Genomic DNA, 13,648 nt, shown 5'->3' with positions numbered 1-13,648 from the left:
CGGTCGTTCCCGTCGTCTTGCGGGCTTCGAGATCGGCTTGCGCGTTTCCTGCGTCCTTCAGCGCATAGCGCTGGTTGATCTTGATCTCGAAGCCCGCAAGACGACGGGAACGACCGTCCTCATTCCCTAGAGCATGATGTCGTCCGAAAACCGCTTCACACTTTTCGGCATCATGCCGTAAGCCAACTGCCCTGTTTTCAGCGGCTTGCCGTGCCCGAAGGCACGGCTTCCCTGAAACGCGATGCGGATTTGCTACTGTTCTCAAGAGGTCTATCTTAGCCCTTGAGTTTCCGCTGAAATTCTTGAAGCTCTTTCAAGTTGGGTGCTGCTTTCCGATGAGAGCCGGCCGCGCATACCATGCTTTCGGGAACACAGAACATATCCGGGAAGCCGGATGGGAGGCACTGTGAGTGCAAATCATGACAGGTCGAACCTGCTTGAGGTTCGTGGCCTTACCAAGATTTTCGGCACGCTGACGGCGTGCGATCACATCGATCTCAACATCGCAAAGGGCGAAATCCACGCGCTGCTCGGCGAGAACGGCGCCGGCAAATCGACGCTGGTCAAGATGCTGTTCGGCTCGCTGGAGCCGAACTCGGGCGAGATCTTCTGGGACGGCAAGGCGGTCAAGATCACCAGCCCGGGCGTGGCGAAGAAGCTCGGCATTGGCATGGTGTTCCAGCATTTCTCGCTGTTCGAGGCGCTGACGGCGGCCGAGAACATTGCGCTTTCGCTCAATGACGGTTCGCCGATCAGCACCATCGCGGCGAAGGCGAGGGCGCTTTCCTTCAGCTATGGGCTGCCGCTCGATCCGGACTCCCTGGTCGGCGACCTCTCCGTCGGCGAACGCCAGCGCATCGAGATCATCCGCTGCCTCTTGCAGACGCCGCAGCTCATCATCCTGGACGAGCCGACCTCGGTGCTGACGCCGCAGGAAGCCGACAAGCTTTTCGAGACGCTGGAGCGATTGCGCTCGGAGGGCAAATCGATCCTCTACATCTCGCACCGGCTGGAAGAGGTCAAACGCATCTGCGATCGCGCCACCGTGCTTCGCCACGGCAAGGTGGTCGGCCACTGCAATCCGCGCGAGGAGACGGCCGCATCGCTGGCCCGCATGATGGTTGGCAGCGAAGTCAAGGCCGTGGAGCGCGCGCCGGCCGAAGGCATCGAGACAGCGCCGGCGCTGCTGGAAATCCGCGGGCTGACGCGCAAGCCGGCGACGCCCTTTGCCATCCCGCTGAAGAACATCAATCTCACCGTGCGCGCCGGCGAAGTGATCGGCATTGCCGGCGTTGCCGGCAACGGCCAGGGCGAGTTCTTCGAATCCGTCTCCGGCGAAGTGCTACAGCAGGATGCGGGTTCGGTGCGCATTCGCGGCAAGGACGCCGGCGCGCTCTCCATCACCGGCCGGCGGCTGATGGGCGCCGCCTTTGTGCCCGAAGAGCGCCTGGGGCACGGCGCCGCCCCGCGCATGAAGCTATCGGAGAACCTGCTGCTGTCCCGTCACGCCACCGACGGCAAGTCTTTCGTCGGGTCCGGCGGCATGGTCAAGAACAGCGCCGTCTATAGCGCCGCCCAGCGCATCATCACCGCCATGGACGTGCGCAAGAGCGCGCCCGATCCGGAGGCGGCCGCGCTCTCGGGCGGCAATCTGCAAAAATTCATCGTCGGCCGCGAACTCGACCGCAAGCCGAGCGTCATGATCGTCAACCAGCCGACCTGGGGCGTGGACGCAGGCGCGGCCGCTCGCATTCGCCAGGCCCTGATCGAGCTTGCCCGCAGTGGCTCCGCCGTCCTGGTCATCAGTCAGGATCTCGACGAATTGTTCGAGCTGTCGGATGCGATCGCGGTCATGCACAACGGGCAATTGTCGGCGCCGCTGCCGATCGCCGAGGCGACTTTCGAGAAGATCGGCCTCTTGATGGGTGGCGCCGAGCCCGGCCACGCAGAACACAGCCTGGAGATCGCATGATGCGCATCGAACTGGTCAAACGTCCGCAGCGCTCGGCGCTGTTTTCGGTGCTGTCGCCGTTCATTGCCTTCGCGCTGACGATGATCGCCGGCGCCATCATGTTCGCCTTGCTCGGCGTCAATCCGCTGGATGCATTCAACATCTATTTCATCCAGCCGATCAGCGAGGTGTGGCAATTGCACGAGCTGGCCATCAAGGCAGCGCCGCTGATCCTGATCGCGGTCGGACTGTCGGTCTGCTATAAGGCCAACATCTGGAACATCGGCGCCGAAGGCCAGTTCATCTTCGGCGCGATCTTCGGCTCGATCATCCCGGTGCTGTTCCCGCAATTCGAAGGCCCGCTGGTGATCCCGCTGATGCTCTTGCTGGGCATGGTCGGCGGCGCCTTTTACGCATCGATCCCGGCGTTTTTGAAGACGCGCTTCAGCACCAATGAGATCCTGACCAGCCTGATGCTCGTCTATGTCGCGCAGCTTTTCCTCGACTGGCTGGTGCGCGGCCCATGGCGTGACCCGCAAGGCCATGGCTTCCCGCAGACCATCCAGTTCGGCGATTCCGCGGTGCTGCCGGAGCTGATGCCCGATGCCGGCCGCGCCAATTGGGGCTTCGTCTTCGCCTTGGTCGCCGCCGTAGCGATCTGGCTGATGATGAGCCGCATGCTGAAAGGTTTCGAGGTGCGCGTTCTGGGTTCCAGCCCAAGGGCAGGGCGCTTTGCCGGCTTCGGCTTGAACCGGATGGTGTTCTTCACCTTCCTTCTGTCCGGCGCGCTGGCCGGTCTGGCAGGCATTTCGGAAGTTTCCGGCGCCATCGGCCAGTTGCAGCCGGTGATCTCGCCGGGCTACGGCTTCACCGCCATCATCGTCGCCTTCCTCGGCAGGCTCAATCCGCTGGGCATCGTGGCCGCGGGTCTCGTCCTGGCACTGACCTATCTCGGCGGCGAGGCGGTGCAGAGCGCGCTCGGCATCTCCGACAAGGTGGCGCGCGTGTTCCAGGGCATGCTTCTGTTCTTCGTGCTCGGCTGCGACACGCTCATCCACTACCGCATTCGCCTGATCGGCGTGACGCTGATGAAGCCGAACGCCGCGAAGCTCGATGCAGCGCCCAAGCTCGAGGAGGCACGCTGATGGACATCACCGTCAACATCCTTTTGACCATCGCGACCGCGGCGACGCCACTTCTAATCGCGGCGATCGGCGAACTGGTCGTCGAGCGCTCGGGCGTGCTCAATCTCGGCGTCGAGGGCATGATGATCATGGGCGCCGTCGGCGGCTTCGGCGCCGGCTATCTCACCGGGTCGCCTTGGATCGGCCTGCTTGCCGCAATCATCGTCGGCGCGCTGTTTTCGCTGCTGTTCGCGGTCATGACGCTGTCGCTCGCGACCAACCAGGTTGCGACCGGCCTGTCGCTGACACTGCTCGGCCTCGGCCTCTCCGGCATGATCGGCACCAGCTTCGTTGGCCAGCCGGGCGTGAGGCTGCCCAATCTCGATATCCCGGTGATCAGCTCGATCCCGGTCGTCGGCAAGCTGATCTTCGGCCAGGATCCGGTCTTCTACATCTCGATCGCGCTCACCGCGGCGGTCATGTGGTTCCTGTTCAGGACGCGCACGGGGCTTACGCTTCGCTCGATCGGCGACAGCCACACGTCGGCGCATGCGCTGGGCATCAAGGTCATCCGCTACCGTTACCTGGCGGTGATATTCGGGGGCGCCTGCGCCGGCCTTGCCGGCGGGCACCTGTCGCTGGTCTATACGCCGCAATGGGTGGAGAACATGAGCGCGGGCCGCGGCTGGATCGCGCTGGCTCTGGTGGTGTTCGCGTCCTGGCGTCCATGGCGGGTGCTGGCAGGCGCCTATATCTTCGGCGCGGTGTGGATCGGCCAGCTTCATGCACAGGCTTTTGGCATTCCTGTGCCTTCGCAGTTTCTTTCTTCGCTGCCCTATCTGGCAACCATCGTGGTTCTCGTTCTAATCTCGCGCAACAAGCGGCTGACAATGATGAACACGCCGGCTTCGTTGGGGCAGCCATTCGTTCCGGATCGTTGACGACAACAAAAAGACGGGAAGCTCCAAGGCTCAACTCAGAGAGGTAACACAATGAAAAAACTGCTTATTGCGTTGATGACCACGGCTGCGGCCCTGTCGGTCGCGGCAACCGCCGAGGCGGCCGACAAGCTGAAGGCCTGCTGGGTCTATACGGGTCCGATCGGCGACTTCGGCTATTCCTACCAGCACGACCAGGGCCGCCTCGAAGTCGAGAAGGCGCTCGGCGACAAGGTCGAGACCGCCTATCTCGAAAACGTCTCGGAAGGCCCGGACGCTGACCGCGCCTTCGAGCGCCTGGCGCGCGAGAAGTGCAAGATCATCTTCGGCACGTCCTTCGGCTTCATGGACGCCGAGGTGAAGGTCGCGAAGAAGTTCCCCAAAGTGATGTTCGAGCATGCCACCGGTTTCAAGACCGGCAAGAATCTCGGCATCTATAACGCCCGCTTCTATGAAGGCCGGTACGTGCTCGGCCAGATCGCGGCCAAGGAATCGAAGAAGGGCCTTGCCGGCTACATCGTGTCCTTCCCGATCCCGGAAGTGGTGATGGGCATCAACTCCTTCATGCTCGGCGCGCAGTCGGTCAATCCCGACTTCAAGGTCAAGATCGTGTGGGTGAATTCCTGGTTCGATCCCGGCAAGGAGGCCGACGCAGCCAAGGCGCTGTTCGACCAGGGCGCCGACATCATCGTGCAGCACACCGATTCCACCGCTGCGCTGCAGGTCGCCGAGGAGCGCAAGCTGCACGGCTTCGGCCAGTCGTCGGACATGATCAAGTTCGCGCCGAACGCGCAGCTCACCTCGCTCACGGACGAATGGGGTCCCTACTACATCAGCCGCGTGCAGGCCGCGCTCGACGGCACCTGGAAGCCGGACAATGTGTGGCTCGGCATCAAGGACGGCGCCGTCAAGCTCGCGCCCTTCACCAACATGCCCGACGACGTGAAGGCAATGGCGGAGGCAACCACGAAGAAGATCGCCGGCGGTTGGAACCCCTTCACCGGACCGGTCTCCAAGCAGGACGGCTCACCGTGGCTGAAGGACGGCGAGGTTGCCGACGATGGCACGCTGCTCGGCATGAATTTCTACGTCAAGGGCGTCGACGACAAGCTGCCGCAGTAAGCTGCACCTTGTTGATGTTAAAACCGAAAGGGCGCCGCGCGGCGCCCTTTCTCATTCGGTGTGCCTTCGCTTTGGAGGACGATCAGACGGCCGATCCATAAAGATCGTAAGCGTCCGCGCGATCGATCTTGACGGTGACGATGTCGCCGGCGCGCAGCGGCCGCCGCGACTGGATGTGGACCGAGCCGTCGATCTCCGGCGCATCGTATTTGGTGCGGCCTTTGCCGGATGCGCCATGCGCCTCATCGACCAGCACCGGCAGGCGCTTGCCGACTTTCTTGCCCAACTGCGCGGCCGAAATCTTCTGCTGGCGCTGCATGAAGCGGTGCCAGCGCGCTTCCTTGATCTCCTGCGGCACCTGTTCCAACCCGAGGTCGTTGGAGCGCGCGCCCTTGACCGGCTCGTATTTGAAGCAGCCGGCGCGGTCGATCTTGGCCTCGTCCAGCCAGTCGAGCAGCATCTGGAAATCGTCCTCGGTCTCGCCGGGGAAACCGACGATGAAGGTGGAGCGAATGGCGAGATCCGGGCAGACCTCGCGCCAGCCGCGGATGCGGTCCAGCGTCTTTTCGCCATGCGCGGGGCGCCGCATGTTCTTCAGCACCTGCGGCGAGGCGTGCTGGAAGGGGATGTCGAGATAGGGCAGGATCTTTCCTTCCGCCATCAGCGGAATGACGTCGGCGACATGCGGGTAGGGGTACACATAATGCATGCGTATCCAGATGCCGAGCTTGCCGAGCTCCTCGGCAAGGTCGAGGAATTTTGCCCGCACCTCGCGGTCGCCGAACATCGATGTCTGGTACTTGATGTCGACGCCGTAGGCGCTGGTGTCCTGCGAGATGACGAGGATTTCCTTGACGCCGGCCTTGGCGAGTTTTTCGGCTTCGCGCAGTACGTCCGCCGCCGGCCGCGAGACGAGATCGCCGCGCAGCGCCGGGATGATGCAGAAGGTGCAGCGGTTGTTGCAGCCCTCGGAAATCTTCAGATAGGCGTAGTGGCGCGGGGTGAGTTTCACGCCCTGCGGCGGCAGCAGATCGACATAGGGATCGTGGCTGGGCGGAGCCGCCTCGTGCACCGCCGCCATCACGCTCTCATAGGCCTGCGGGCCGGTGATCGCCAGCACATTGGGATGCTTCTCGCGGATGACCTCCGGCTCGGCGCCGAGGCAGCCGGTGACGATGACGCGGCCATTTTCGGAAAGCGCGGAACCGATGGCGTTGAGCGACTCGTCGCGGGCGGAATCGAGGAAGCCGCAGGTGTTGACGACGACGAGGTCGGCGCCATCATGCTTGCGCGCGATCTCATAACCTTCGGCGCGGAGCCGCGTGATGATGCGCTCGGAATCGACGAGCGCTTTCGGACATCCAAGACTGACGAAACTGACGCGTGGGGCGGACATAAACCTGTTTTCCAAGAGGTGAAGGCGAGATCGAGGATTGAGCCTTCGGCTCTGAAGGTCGATCTACGGCGCGGCTTTGAGCCATTTCGCGCGGCGCAATAGCACGCTTCGGCACAGAAGCAAACCTGCCGCCGGCCAGGACAAGAAGCTTGCGCCAGGCATTTGCCCTGAAGCGCGTCGCGATCTTTCAGATTCGCTCCATCCGCTTTAGGTTTTTGATTTTACGCATGTCTTATCCCGAAACCGGTTCCCACTTTCGGGAGACATGCTTTAAGAGCGCTAGTGACCGTCCGATCCGAACCAGGGCGCCAGGAAGGCAAAATGGTCGGGGAACTGCTGCACGGCGCCGCCAAGAAGCATGTTGATCGCCACGTACAAGATGATCAGCAGACCGATATAGGCGATCCAGCGATATCGGTGCAGCAGCCGGGCGACGAAGGATGCGGCAAAACCCATCAGGGCGATCGAAAGGGCCAGCCCGATGATCAGCACCGTCGGATGCTTCATGGCGGCGCCCGCGACGGCGAGCACATTGTCGAGCGACATCGAGACATCGGCGATGACGATCTGCCAAGCGGCCTGCGAGAAGGTCTTGCGCGCACCCTTCCCGGCGACGGATCCGTCCTTGTTGTAGTCGCTGTTCGACAGCGCTTCGGTCGCGTCGCGCTCGTCGTCATGGCTGACGCGCAATTCGCGCCACATCTTCCAGCAGACCCACAGAAGCAGAAGCCCGCCGGCGATGAGCAGCATCGGGCCGATGCTCAGCAGCCATTGCGTGATGAGGGCGAAGACGATGCGCAGGACTGTCGCCGCCGCGATGCCGACAATGATGGCGCGCTTGCGCTGATCCGCGGGGAGGCCGGCGGCCGCGAGGCCGATCACAATTGCGTTGTCGCCGGCGAGCGCGAGATCGATTGCGACGACCTGAAGGAGAGCTGAAACGCCTGCGGCAGTGAATATTTCCATAGACTAGAAATCCCTTGCCTGAAACGCGGGTCGCCCAATACCCAGACGGCCCTAAAGGCATGGTTCACCGGCGTCAAGACGCAGGTTCGGACATCGCCGGAAAACGGCGCCGCCAGCGCAAGCCCTCAATCATTTCGGGTGTTCGCCGGTCAGGCGGCCGGGCGGGAACTAGAGCCGTTCACCGTTTCGCGGAAACGGCGAACCGCTCTATCCCTTTGTTTTGACGCAATTCCGGGCGGAAAACCGCTCACACTTTTCCTGGAATTGCTCTAATCGTAGAGATTGTATTTGGCCCAGTCGGATTCCGGGATTTCGTCGCCGATCTTGTAGCGGAACTGCAGCACCTGCATATGGTCCGGCGCGGTCTGGCATTTGAACTTCAGCCGGTACCATTGGCCCTTGCTGCGGAAGGCGGCGCCCGAACTCTTGATGGCATCGGCGCTCATCTGCGGCGTGGCAAAGGCGTAGGCCACGACGCGGTCGGCCTTGTAGTTGCGATCGTCGTGGCTGATCCGGTCGAGCACTTCGGCATCGCACCGCTGCTCGAGGCGGGTTTCGGGATCGAGTTTCATCAGGCCGGCGCGCAACGCATTGTCCATCGCCTTGGCCGGCAAGACCGGCGTCAGCGACGCCAGAACCATCAGGCAGAGCTTTTTCATGGGCGCGAGAAGCAGCATATTTTGTCCGAGAAATCAAATAAACGGTGTTTCACCAACGGTTGACCGCCATGGGCGTCAGGACCGCTTCAGGCCGCCAACTAATACAGGCGCGCAACTCTTGGTGGCCTGCGACTTGCAGAACCGCTAATGCGCACAAAGGTCCGGGCCGGCGGCTTGGGGTGCTGACCAGTATGAGCCAGGCGACTTCTGGCGCTAGCTCTGTAACCAGGCGGAACCCTTCCACCTGTTCGATGCTTTTCACTGTCGCAATTCGATAAGCGCTGTTGTTGGCCAAGCCCTCCCCGACGAAGAACACAGCGACGCAGGCGACCACCAGAATGATCGGTCGCATGGAACTCTCCCTCAAAAGCTCCTCGTACCCGCCGATAGGATTATGCTCTCGTCGTTGCGGACAACATGTAGTTGACGTAACGTTAACGCAGGCGCGACCATTTCGGATTGTGCAGGGTGAGGGCGTTTCAATGAAACTCGTTGTCTTTGGCGTAGCAATGGTATTGGCCGCCACCGGAGCAGCTGTTGCGAAAGAGAAGAAAAAGGTAGCCGCCGCTCAGGCAGCAATCTCTTGTCCTGCAGCACATATGAAGGCTGGCAGCGGCAAGCCGGCACCGAAACTGGATTGCAAATCAACAGGCACGGTGGTTGTTGCGCGTCCGTCAAATCAGGCCGCAAATTTCCTGGACCATCGCTTAGGGTACGACACCGATCCGTGGATCCCGACTGGCTATTGACGGCCAGCCTCGGCTTGCAGGGCCTTTTTCATATCCGGTTAGGCTAAAAGTTATGTCGCGGCCCGACGACTTGGTTTAAGTTATTGATTTTATTGGATCTATGGCGGAGGGAGTGGGATTCGAACCCACGGTGAACTTGCGCCCACGCCGGTTTTCAAGACCGGTGCCTTAAACCGCTCGGCCATCCCTCCATCGTGATCTTCACGAGGCGCTTCGTTCCGTAAGGCCGTGCCGGCAGGAACGCGAGCGCTCCATGCTGTAGTGCGCGGCGCAAAGATCTGTCAATCGCAGGAAAGGCTCAATCAACGTTCTCGGGAGCCGGACGGTTGCAGGAAGCCGGTCGGATGCAATTGACAATGCCTCCAAGACCCTGCCGATCTCTACCGGCTAGTGTTCTAACGGGGAATTCATGAAAAAGATTTATGAGAAGCCGGTTTTGACGAAGCGCTCGAAGCTCTCGCAAGTCGTCGCCAACGGGTCGATACCGCGGTAACACCGGAGAGTCGGTCCCGGCGCTTCAGCCGGTTTGACGGCGGAAGTCTGCCGCCATCGCTGAAGCCGCGGCTCAGGCAGCACCACTTCCGCGTCCGCGCCATAATCTCGCCCTGTTGTGGCCATAATCGATTAACATCGTGATAAGCAATTCCTGTGCAAAAAAGGGATTGGGGATCAAGGTGTTGGCCTAAACGGGCGACTTCTGGCTCCGTCGGGTGCGGCACGGTAGGGGACAATCGAAAACATGCAGACTCCGACGCGCCCGCGTCTTCGTCGCGCTTCTGCTTTCGCCCTGTGCGCCCTTTCGGGCCTGCTGCTGGCCGCCTGTGCCTCACAGCCCGAGCCGAAGGGGATGGTCTACAAGAAGGCCCGTCCCAAGGAATATTTCGCCGAATCCGAATATGGCGTGAAGGCAAGCCCGCGCGTCCAGTTCATGCGCCGTGGCGGCGGCCGCGACCAGCTCGGCAAGCCCTACCAGGTTCGCGGCAAGTGGTATTATCCGAAGGAAGACAAGAAGGGCTTCACCAAGGTCGGGCTGGCCTCCTGGTATGGCGATGCCTTTCACGGGCGTTTGACCGCCAATGGCGAAGTCTATGACATGACGCATCTGACGGCTGCGCATCCGACGATGCCGCTGCCGAGCTATGCCCGCGTCACCAATCTGGAGACCGGCAGTTCCGTGATCGTTCGCGTCAACGACCGCGGTCCCTATCATGAAGGCCGCATCATCGACGTCTCCGAACGCGCCGCGCAGATGCTCGACTATGACAAGGTCGGCACGGCCCGGGTCAAAGTCGAATATGTCGGACGCGCGCCGCTCGATGGCGATGACGACCAGTATCTGGTGGCCTCCTACCGCCCCGGCAACAACCGGCCGGATCCGTCGGACGGCCTGCCGACCGGTGTGATGGTGGCCATGAACGGCCCGTCGCCGAGCTTGTCGGTGGGCGCGCCGCCGGCCGCCGTGCCGTTCCCTGGCCAATTGACCAATTCGGGGCAGGCCTTTGCCGCGCAGCCGGGCCTGTCGGAGCAGCCGACCGTGCAGCCGGCAGCCTTCTCGCCGCAAGATGCCAGCGATGTCGTGCTGCCCGATTTCGGACCGATCGTGCCGGAGCGGCCGGATCTCGGCCTGCCGCCGAACTCGCCCTTCGCCATGGCTTCGCTGTCCTATGCGGATGAGCGGGTGAAGCGCGCCGATGTGTTTGCCGCGCTCGATGCCGGAGGCATGTCGCCGGCCGATATCCTGCAATCGTGGAAGAAATCGAACCGCCAGGAACAGGCGCCTGGATCCGACTACGTCGCCGCCGGCTCCTTCGACGAAGCCGCCGAGGCCAAGCGCGTGGCCGCGGCGCTCGAGCCGTTCGGACGGACCGAGATCCAGCGCACCGAGCTCGACGGCAATGACTGGTACGCGGTCAATGTCTATCCCGATGGGCACGGCAGCATTGACGACCTGCTCCAGGCAGCCTGGTCGCATGGCGCGCCGGACGCGCTGGTTGTGCGTAACTGATCAAATTCGCACCGCACGTTGATCCGGCCGAAAAAACCCTGCTAGCTTGGCCGCGGGGTAGTCTTGGCGCAATTCCGGGCGACTCTCCGGTTTTGCTCAAATTGGGGTCGACATTTCATGCAATTGCGCATTCTTCCGCCTTTCGCCAGCCTTCTGGGATTGGTGCTGGCGCTGCTTTGCGCCGCCCCGGCGAGCGCGCAGCTGTTCGAGACCAAGGCGACGCAGGCGTTCATGATCGATGCGGACACCGGCACGGTGCTCTTCGCCAAGGACCCCGACAAGCCGATCCCGCCGGCCTCGATGGCCAAGCTGATGACGATGGAGATGGTCTTCAACGCCATCAAGTCGAAGCGGATCACGCTCGACGACACGTTCGTCGTCAGCGAAAACGCCTGGCGCACTGGCGGCGCGCCGTCCGGGACCTCGACCATGTTCGCCAAGCTCAAATCCGAGGTCCGCGTCGAGGACCTGATCCAGGGTGTCACCGTGCAGGCCGCCAATGACGGCTGCATCGTGCTTGCCGAGGGCATGGCCGGCTCGGAAGCGAATTTCGCCGCGCAGATGACGGATCGTGCCCGCCAGCTCGGCCTGTCGAAATCGACCTTCGTCAATTCGACCGGCCTGCCTGCCGACGGCCAGCAGACGACGGTGCGCGAGCTGACGATGCTGGCCCTGCATCTGTGGCGGGACTATCCCGAGTTCTTCCACTATTACGGCCAGCCGGACTTCACCTGGAACAAGATCGCGCAGAGGAACCGCAATCCGCTGATCGCTATGGGCATCGAAGCCGACGGCTTTGTCGCCGGCGCCAGCGAACAGGCGGGCTTCGGCCTGGTCGGCACCGTCAATCACAACGGCATTCGCGTGATCGCCGCGCTCACCGGGCTGGCGAATGACCGCGAACGCTCCGAAGAGGCGCGCAAGCTGCTCGACTGGGGCTCGCGGTCCTTCCAGAAGACCGAGATCTTCGCCAAGGACGAGGTGGTCGGCGAAGCGCAGGTCTTCGGCGGCGCCAAATCCGGCCTGGCCTTGAAAGCCAAGGGCCCCGTGGACATCTTTCTGCCGATAGCCAACCGCGACAAGCTGACCGCCAGGATCGTCTATCAGGGTCCAGTGTCGGCGCCGGTCGAGGAAGGGCAACCGGTCGGTGAGCTGCGCGTTTGGATAGGCGATACGCTGAGCCAGCAGACGCCGCTCTATGCCGCCGAATCGGTGAAGGTGGGCACGCTGCCGCAGCGTGCGCTCGACGCGGCCAAGGAACTCGCTGTCGGCTGGCTGCGTCAGAAACATTTGTGATCGGGCAAGTTCGTGGACCTTTTGTCGGACGGGAGCTATGACAGCGGCCAGCACGGGCAAAGGCAGTCTCGATTGGCGAGCGGATTTTTCATTACCTTCGAGGGCGGCGAAGGAGCAGGCAAGTCGACGCAGATCGAGCGGCTGGCGCGGCGCATGCGCGCCAAGAAATACGAGGTGCTGGTCAGCCGCGAGCCGGGTGGATCGCCTGGCGCCGAGGCGGTAAGGCACGTTCTTCTGTCCGGCGCGGCCGAGCCGTTCGGCCCGAAGATGGAGGCAATCCTGTTCGCTGCCGCGCGTTCCGACCATGTCGAGCAGGTCATCCGGCCGGCGGTCGAGCGCGGCTCGATCGTGCTGTGCGACCGCTTCATCGATTCCTCGCGAGTCTATCAGGGTGTCACGGGCGGTCTTGATGCCGATTTCATGAAGGCGCTGGAGGCCGTGGCCATCAACGGCTTGATGCCGGACATGACGCTGATCTTCGACATCGATCCGGCTGAAGGCCTGAAGCGGGCGGCCGCGCGGCGCGGCGCCGGTGACGCCGCCGATCGCTTCGAGAAGGAGACCTTGGCCATCCACCGGCGGCGGCGCGAGGCTTTCCTGGCCATCGCCGCGGCGGAGCCGGAGCGGTGCATCGTCATCGACGCGGCCGCCGATCCCGATACGGTGGAAAATGTCGTCACCGCCGCCGTCTTCGCGGCGCTGGAAGAGAGGACGCCGGCGCAAAGGATCGAGACGGCGCCGGCATGATCTTCGAACGCATCGCTCCAGAGCAGCACGACACGCTGGACGGCGTGCCCGAGCCGGCCGAAACGCCGCGGCTGATCGGCCACGCGACGGCGGCTGGGATGCTCGCCGGCGCCTACCGCGCGGGCAAGCTGCCGCATGCGCTGATCTTTGCCGGGCCGCTCGGCATCGGCAAGGCGACGCTGGCGTTCCATCTGGCGCACCATCTTCTGAAATATCCGGATTACAGGACGGCGCCCGACGCGCTTGCCGTTCCCGATCCGGCGTCCCCGCTGTTTCGCCAGATCGCCACCGGCGCGCATCCGGGCGTGCTGCATCTGACGCGCCCCGCCAACGACAAGACCAAGAGCTTCAAGACGGTGCTGACCGTGGACGAAATCCGCAGGGTCAGCCGCTTCCTGTCGATGACCTCGCATGACGGCAGCTACCGCGTCGTCATCGTCGACCCGGCCGACGACATGAACACCAACGCCGCCAATGCCTTGCTCAAGAATCTCGAGGAGCCGCCGGCGCGCACCTTGTTCATTCTGATCGTGCACGCGCCGGGCAGCCTGCTGCCGACGATCCGCTCGCGTTGCCAGATGGTGCGGCTGGCGCCTTTGGCCGCTGACGAGCTGATTGCGGTGCTGGAGACTATCGAACCGCCGCCGCCGGATGATGCGGCCGCACGCGCGGCGCTCGCCGAGCGGGCAGGGGGC

The 13,648-nt window shown here is 63.0% G+C and carries 13 protein-coding genes and 1 tRNA gene; 9 read left to right on the top strand and 5 right to left on the bottom strand.

All coding sequences use genetic code 11. The annotated features are described in order from the left end of the window. Positions 1-394: 394 nt before the first annotated feature. From EOA23_RS23525 to EOA23_RS23510, 4 genes are read left to right on the top strand one after another with little or no spacing between them, the layout of a single operon-like run. Positions 395-1,972: an ABC transporter ATP-binding protein gene (locus tag EOA23_RS23525; protein ID WP_042642356.1), complete on the top strand. Its 1,578-nt coding sequence runs from the start codon at positions 395-397 to the stop codon at positions 1,970-1,972. After that, positions 1,969-3,096 (top strand): ABC transporter permease, encoded by a 1,128-nt coding sequence (locus tag EOA23_RS23520; protein WP_127305904.1) that lies wholly within the window; start codon positions 1,969-1,971, stop codon positions 3,094-3,096. The genes EOA23_RS23525 and EOA23_RS23520 overlap by 4 nt, the downstream gene beginning before the upstream one ends. Next, positions 3,096-4,016 (top strand): ABC transporter permease, encoded by a 921-nt coding sequence (locus EOA23_RS23515; RefSeq protein ID WP_127305903.1) that lies wholly within the window; start codon positions 3,096-3,098, stop codon positions 4,014-4,016. Before EOA23_RS23520 ends, EOA23_RS23515 begins: the two co-directional genes overlap by 1 nt. Before the next feature lie 51 nt (positions 4,017-4,067). Beyond that, a complete protein-coding gene (locus EOA23_RS23510) occupies positions 4,068-5,135 on the top strand; it encodes a BMP family ABC transporter substrate-binding protein (RefSeq protein ID WP_126060966.1) in 1,068 nt (355 codons plus the stop codon). 82 nt (positions 5,136-5,217) lie between these two features. Here the strand turns inward: EOA23_RS23510 and rimO are convergent, their stop codons facing one another. The 4 genes from rimO to EOA23_RS23490 form a co-directional block, all read right to left on the bottom strand. Beyond that, positions 5,218-6,531: a 30S ribosomal protein S12 methylthiotransferase RimO gene (gene rimO / locus EOA23_RS23505; protein WP_127305902.1), complete on the bottom strand. Its 1,314-nt coding sequence runs from the start codon at positions 6,529-6,531 to the stop codon at positions 5,218-5,220. A 279-nt stretch (positions 6,532-6,810) separates the two neighbouring features. After that, positions 6,811-7,497, bottom strand: a complete 687-nt coding sequence (locus EOA23_RS23500; RefSeq protein WP_126060968.1) for a TerC family protein — start codon at positions 7,495-7,497, stop codon at positions 6,811-6,813. 269 nt (positions 7,498-7,766) lie between these two features. After that, positions 7,767-8,174 carry a DUF930 domain-containing protein gene (locus tag EOA23_RS23495; protein WP_042642342.1) on the bottom strand — a complete coding sequence of 136 codons (408 nt, stop codon included), beginning with the start codon at positions 8,172-8,174 and terminating at the stop codon, positions 7,767-7,769. Between the two features lie 31 nt (positions 8,175-8,205). Further along, on the bottom strand, positions 8,206-8,508 hold the full coding sequence (locus EOA23_RS23490; protein WP_127305901.1) for a hypothetical protein: 303 nt from the start codon (positions 8,506-8,508) through the stop codon (positions 8,206-8,208). 130 nt (positions 8,509-8,638) lie between these two features. Here EOA23_RS23490 and EOA23_RS23485 point away from each other — a divergent pair, with 130 nt between their 5' ends. Beyond that, complete coding sequence (locus EOA23_RS23485) at positions 8,639-8,905, top strand: hypothetical protein (RefSeq protein WP_127305900.1); 267 nt, start codon at positions 8,639-8,641, stop codon at positions 8,903-8,905. A gap of 101 nt (positions 8,906-9,006) precedes the next feature. Here EOA23_RS23485 and EOA23_RS23480 read toward each other — a convergent pair. After that, positions 9,007-9,096 (bottom strand) — tRNA-Ser (locus EOA23_RS23480). Between the two features lie 548 nt (positions 9,097-9,644). On the opposite strand from EOA23_RS23480, the gene EOA23_RS23475 reads away from it, so the two are divergent. The 4 genes from EOA23_RS23475 to EOA23_RS23460 all read left to right on the top strand — a co-directional run. Continuing rightward, the gene (locus EOA23_RS23475; protein WP_127305899.1) at positions 9,645-10,910 is read left to right on the top strand and encodes a septal ring lytic transglycosylase RlpA family protein; all 1,266 of its coding nucleotides are present in this window, start codon (positions 9,645-9,647) and stop codon (positions 10,908-10,910) included. A 117-nt stretch (positions 10,911-11,027) separates the two neighbouring features. Next, complete coding sequence (locus EOA23_RS23470; protein WP_127305898.1) at positions 11,028-12,206, top strand: D-alanyl-D-alanine carboxypeptidase family protein; 1,179 nt, start codon at positions 11,028-11,030, stop codon at positions 12,204-12,206. A gap of 72 nt (positions 12,207-12,278) precedes the next feature. Further along, complete coding sequence (tmk, locus tag EOA23_RS23465) at positions 12,279-12,953, top strand: dTMP kinase (protein WP_127305897.1); 675 nt, start codon at positions 12,279-12,281, stop codon at positions 12,951-12,953. After that, on the top strand, positions 12,950-13,648 hold a 699-nt coding region (locus EOA23_RS23460), incomplete at its 3' end, for a DNA polymerase III subunit delta' (protein WP_127305896.1). The genes tmk and EOA23_RS23460, both read left to right, overlap by 4 nt.

The sequence above is a fragment of the Mesorhizobium sp. M2A.F.Ca.ET.042.01.1.1 genome (genome assembly GCF_003997405.1).
In the GTDB taxonomy this organism is placed as follows: Bacteria; Pseudomonadota; Alphaproteobacteria; order Rhizobiales; family Rhizobiaceae; genus Mesorhizobium.
This window is presented reverse-complemented; position numbering and strand designations above follow the sequence as displayed.

Bases quoted from the DNA above. Each gene is read 5' to 3' on its own strand.
- EOA23_RS23510 (WP_126060966.1), top strand. From the start codon at position 4,068: ATGAAAAAACTGCTTATTGCGTTGATGACCACGGCTGCGGCCCTGTCG.
- EOA23_RS23520 (WP_127305904.1), top strand. From the start codon at position 1,969: ATGATGCGCATCGAACTGGTCAAACGTCCGCAGCGCTCGGCGCTGTTT.
- EOA23_RS23515 (WP_127305903.1), top strand. From the start codon at position 3,096: ATGGACATCACCGTCAACATCCTTTTGACCATCGCGACCGCGGCGACG.
- EOA23_RS23495 (WP_042642342.1), bottom strand. From the start codon at position 8,174: ATGCTGCTTCTCGCGCCCATGAAAAAGCTCTGCCTGATGGTTCTGGCG.
- EOA23_RS23500 (WP_126060968.1), bottom strand. From the start codon at position 7,497: ATGGAAATATTCACTGCCGCAGGCGTTTCAGCTCTCCTTCAGGTCGTC.
- EOA23_RS23490 (WP_127305901.1), bottom strand. From the start codon at position 8,508: ATGCGACCGATCATTCTGGTGGTCGCCTGCGTCGCTGTGTTCTTCGTC.
- rimO (WP_127305902.1), bottom strand. From the start codon at position 6,531: ATGTCCGCCCCACGCGTCAGTTTCGTCAGTCTTGGATGTCCGAAAGCG.
- EOA23_RS23525 (WP_042642356.1), top strand. From the start codon at position 395: ATGGGAGGCACTGTGAGTGCAAATCATGACAGGTCGAACCTGCTTGAG.
- EOA23_RS23475 (WP_127305899.1), top strand. From the start codon at position 9,645: ATGCAGACTCCGACGCGCCCGCGTCTTCGTCGCGCTTCTGCTTTCGCC.
- EOA23_RS23470 (WP_127305898.1), top strand. From the start codon at position 11,028: ATGCAATTGCGCATTCTTCCGCCTTTCGCCAGCCTTCTGGGATTGGTG.
- EOA23_RS23485 (WP_127305900.1), top strand. From the start codon at position 8,639: ATGAAACTCGTTGTCTTTGGCGTAGCAATGGTATTGGCCGCCACCGGA.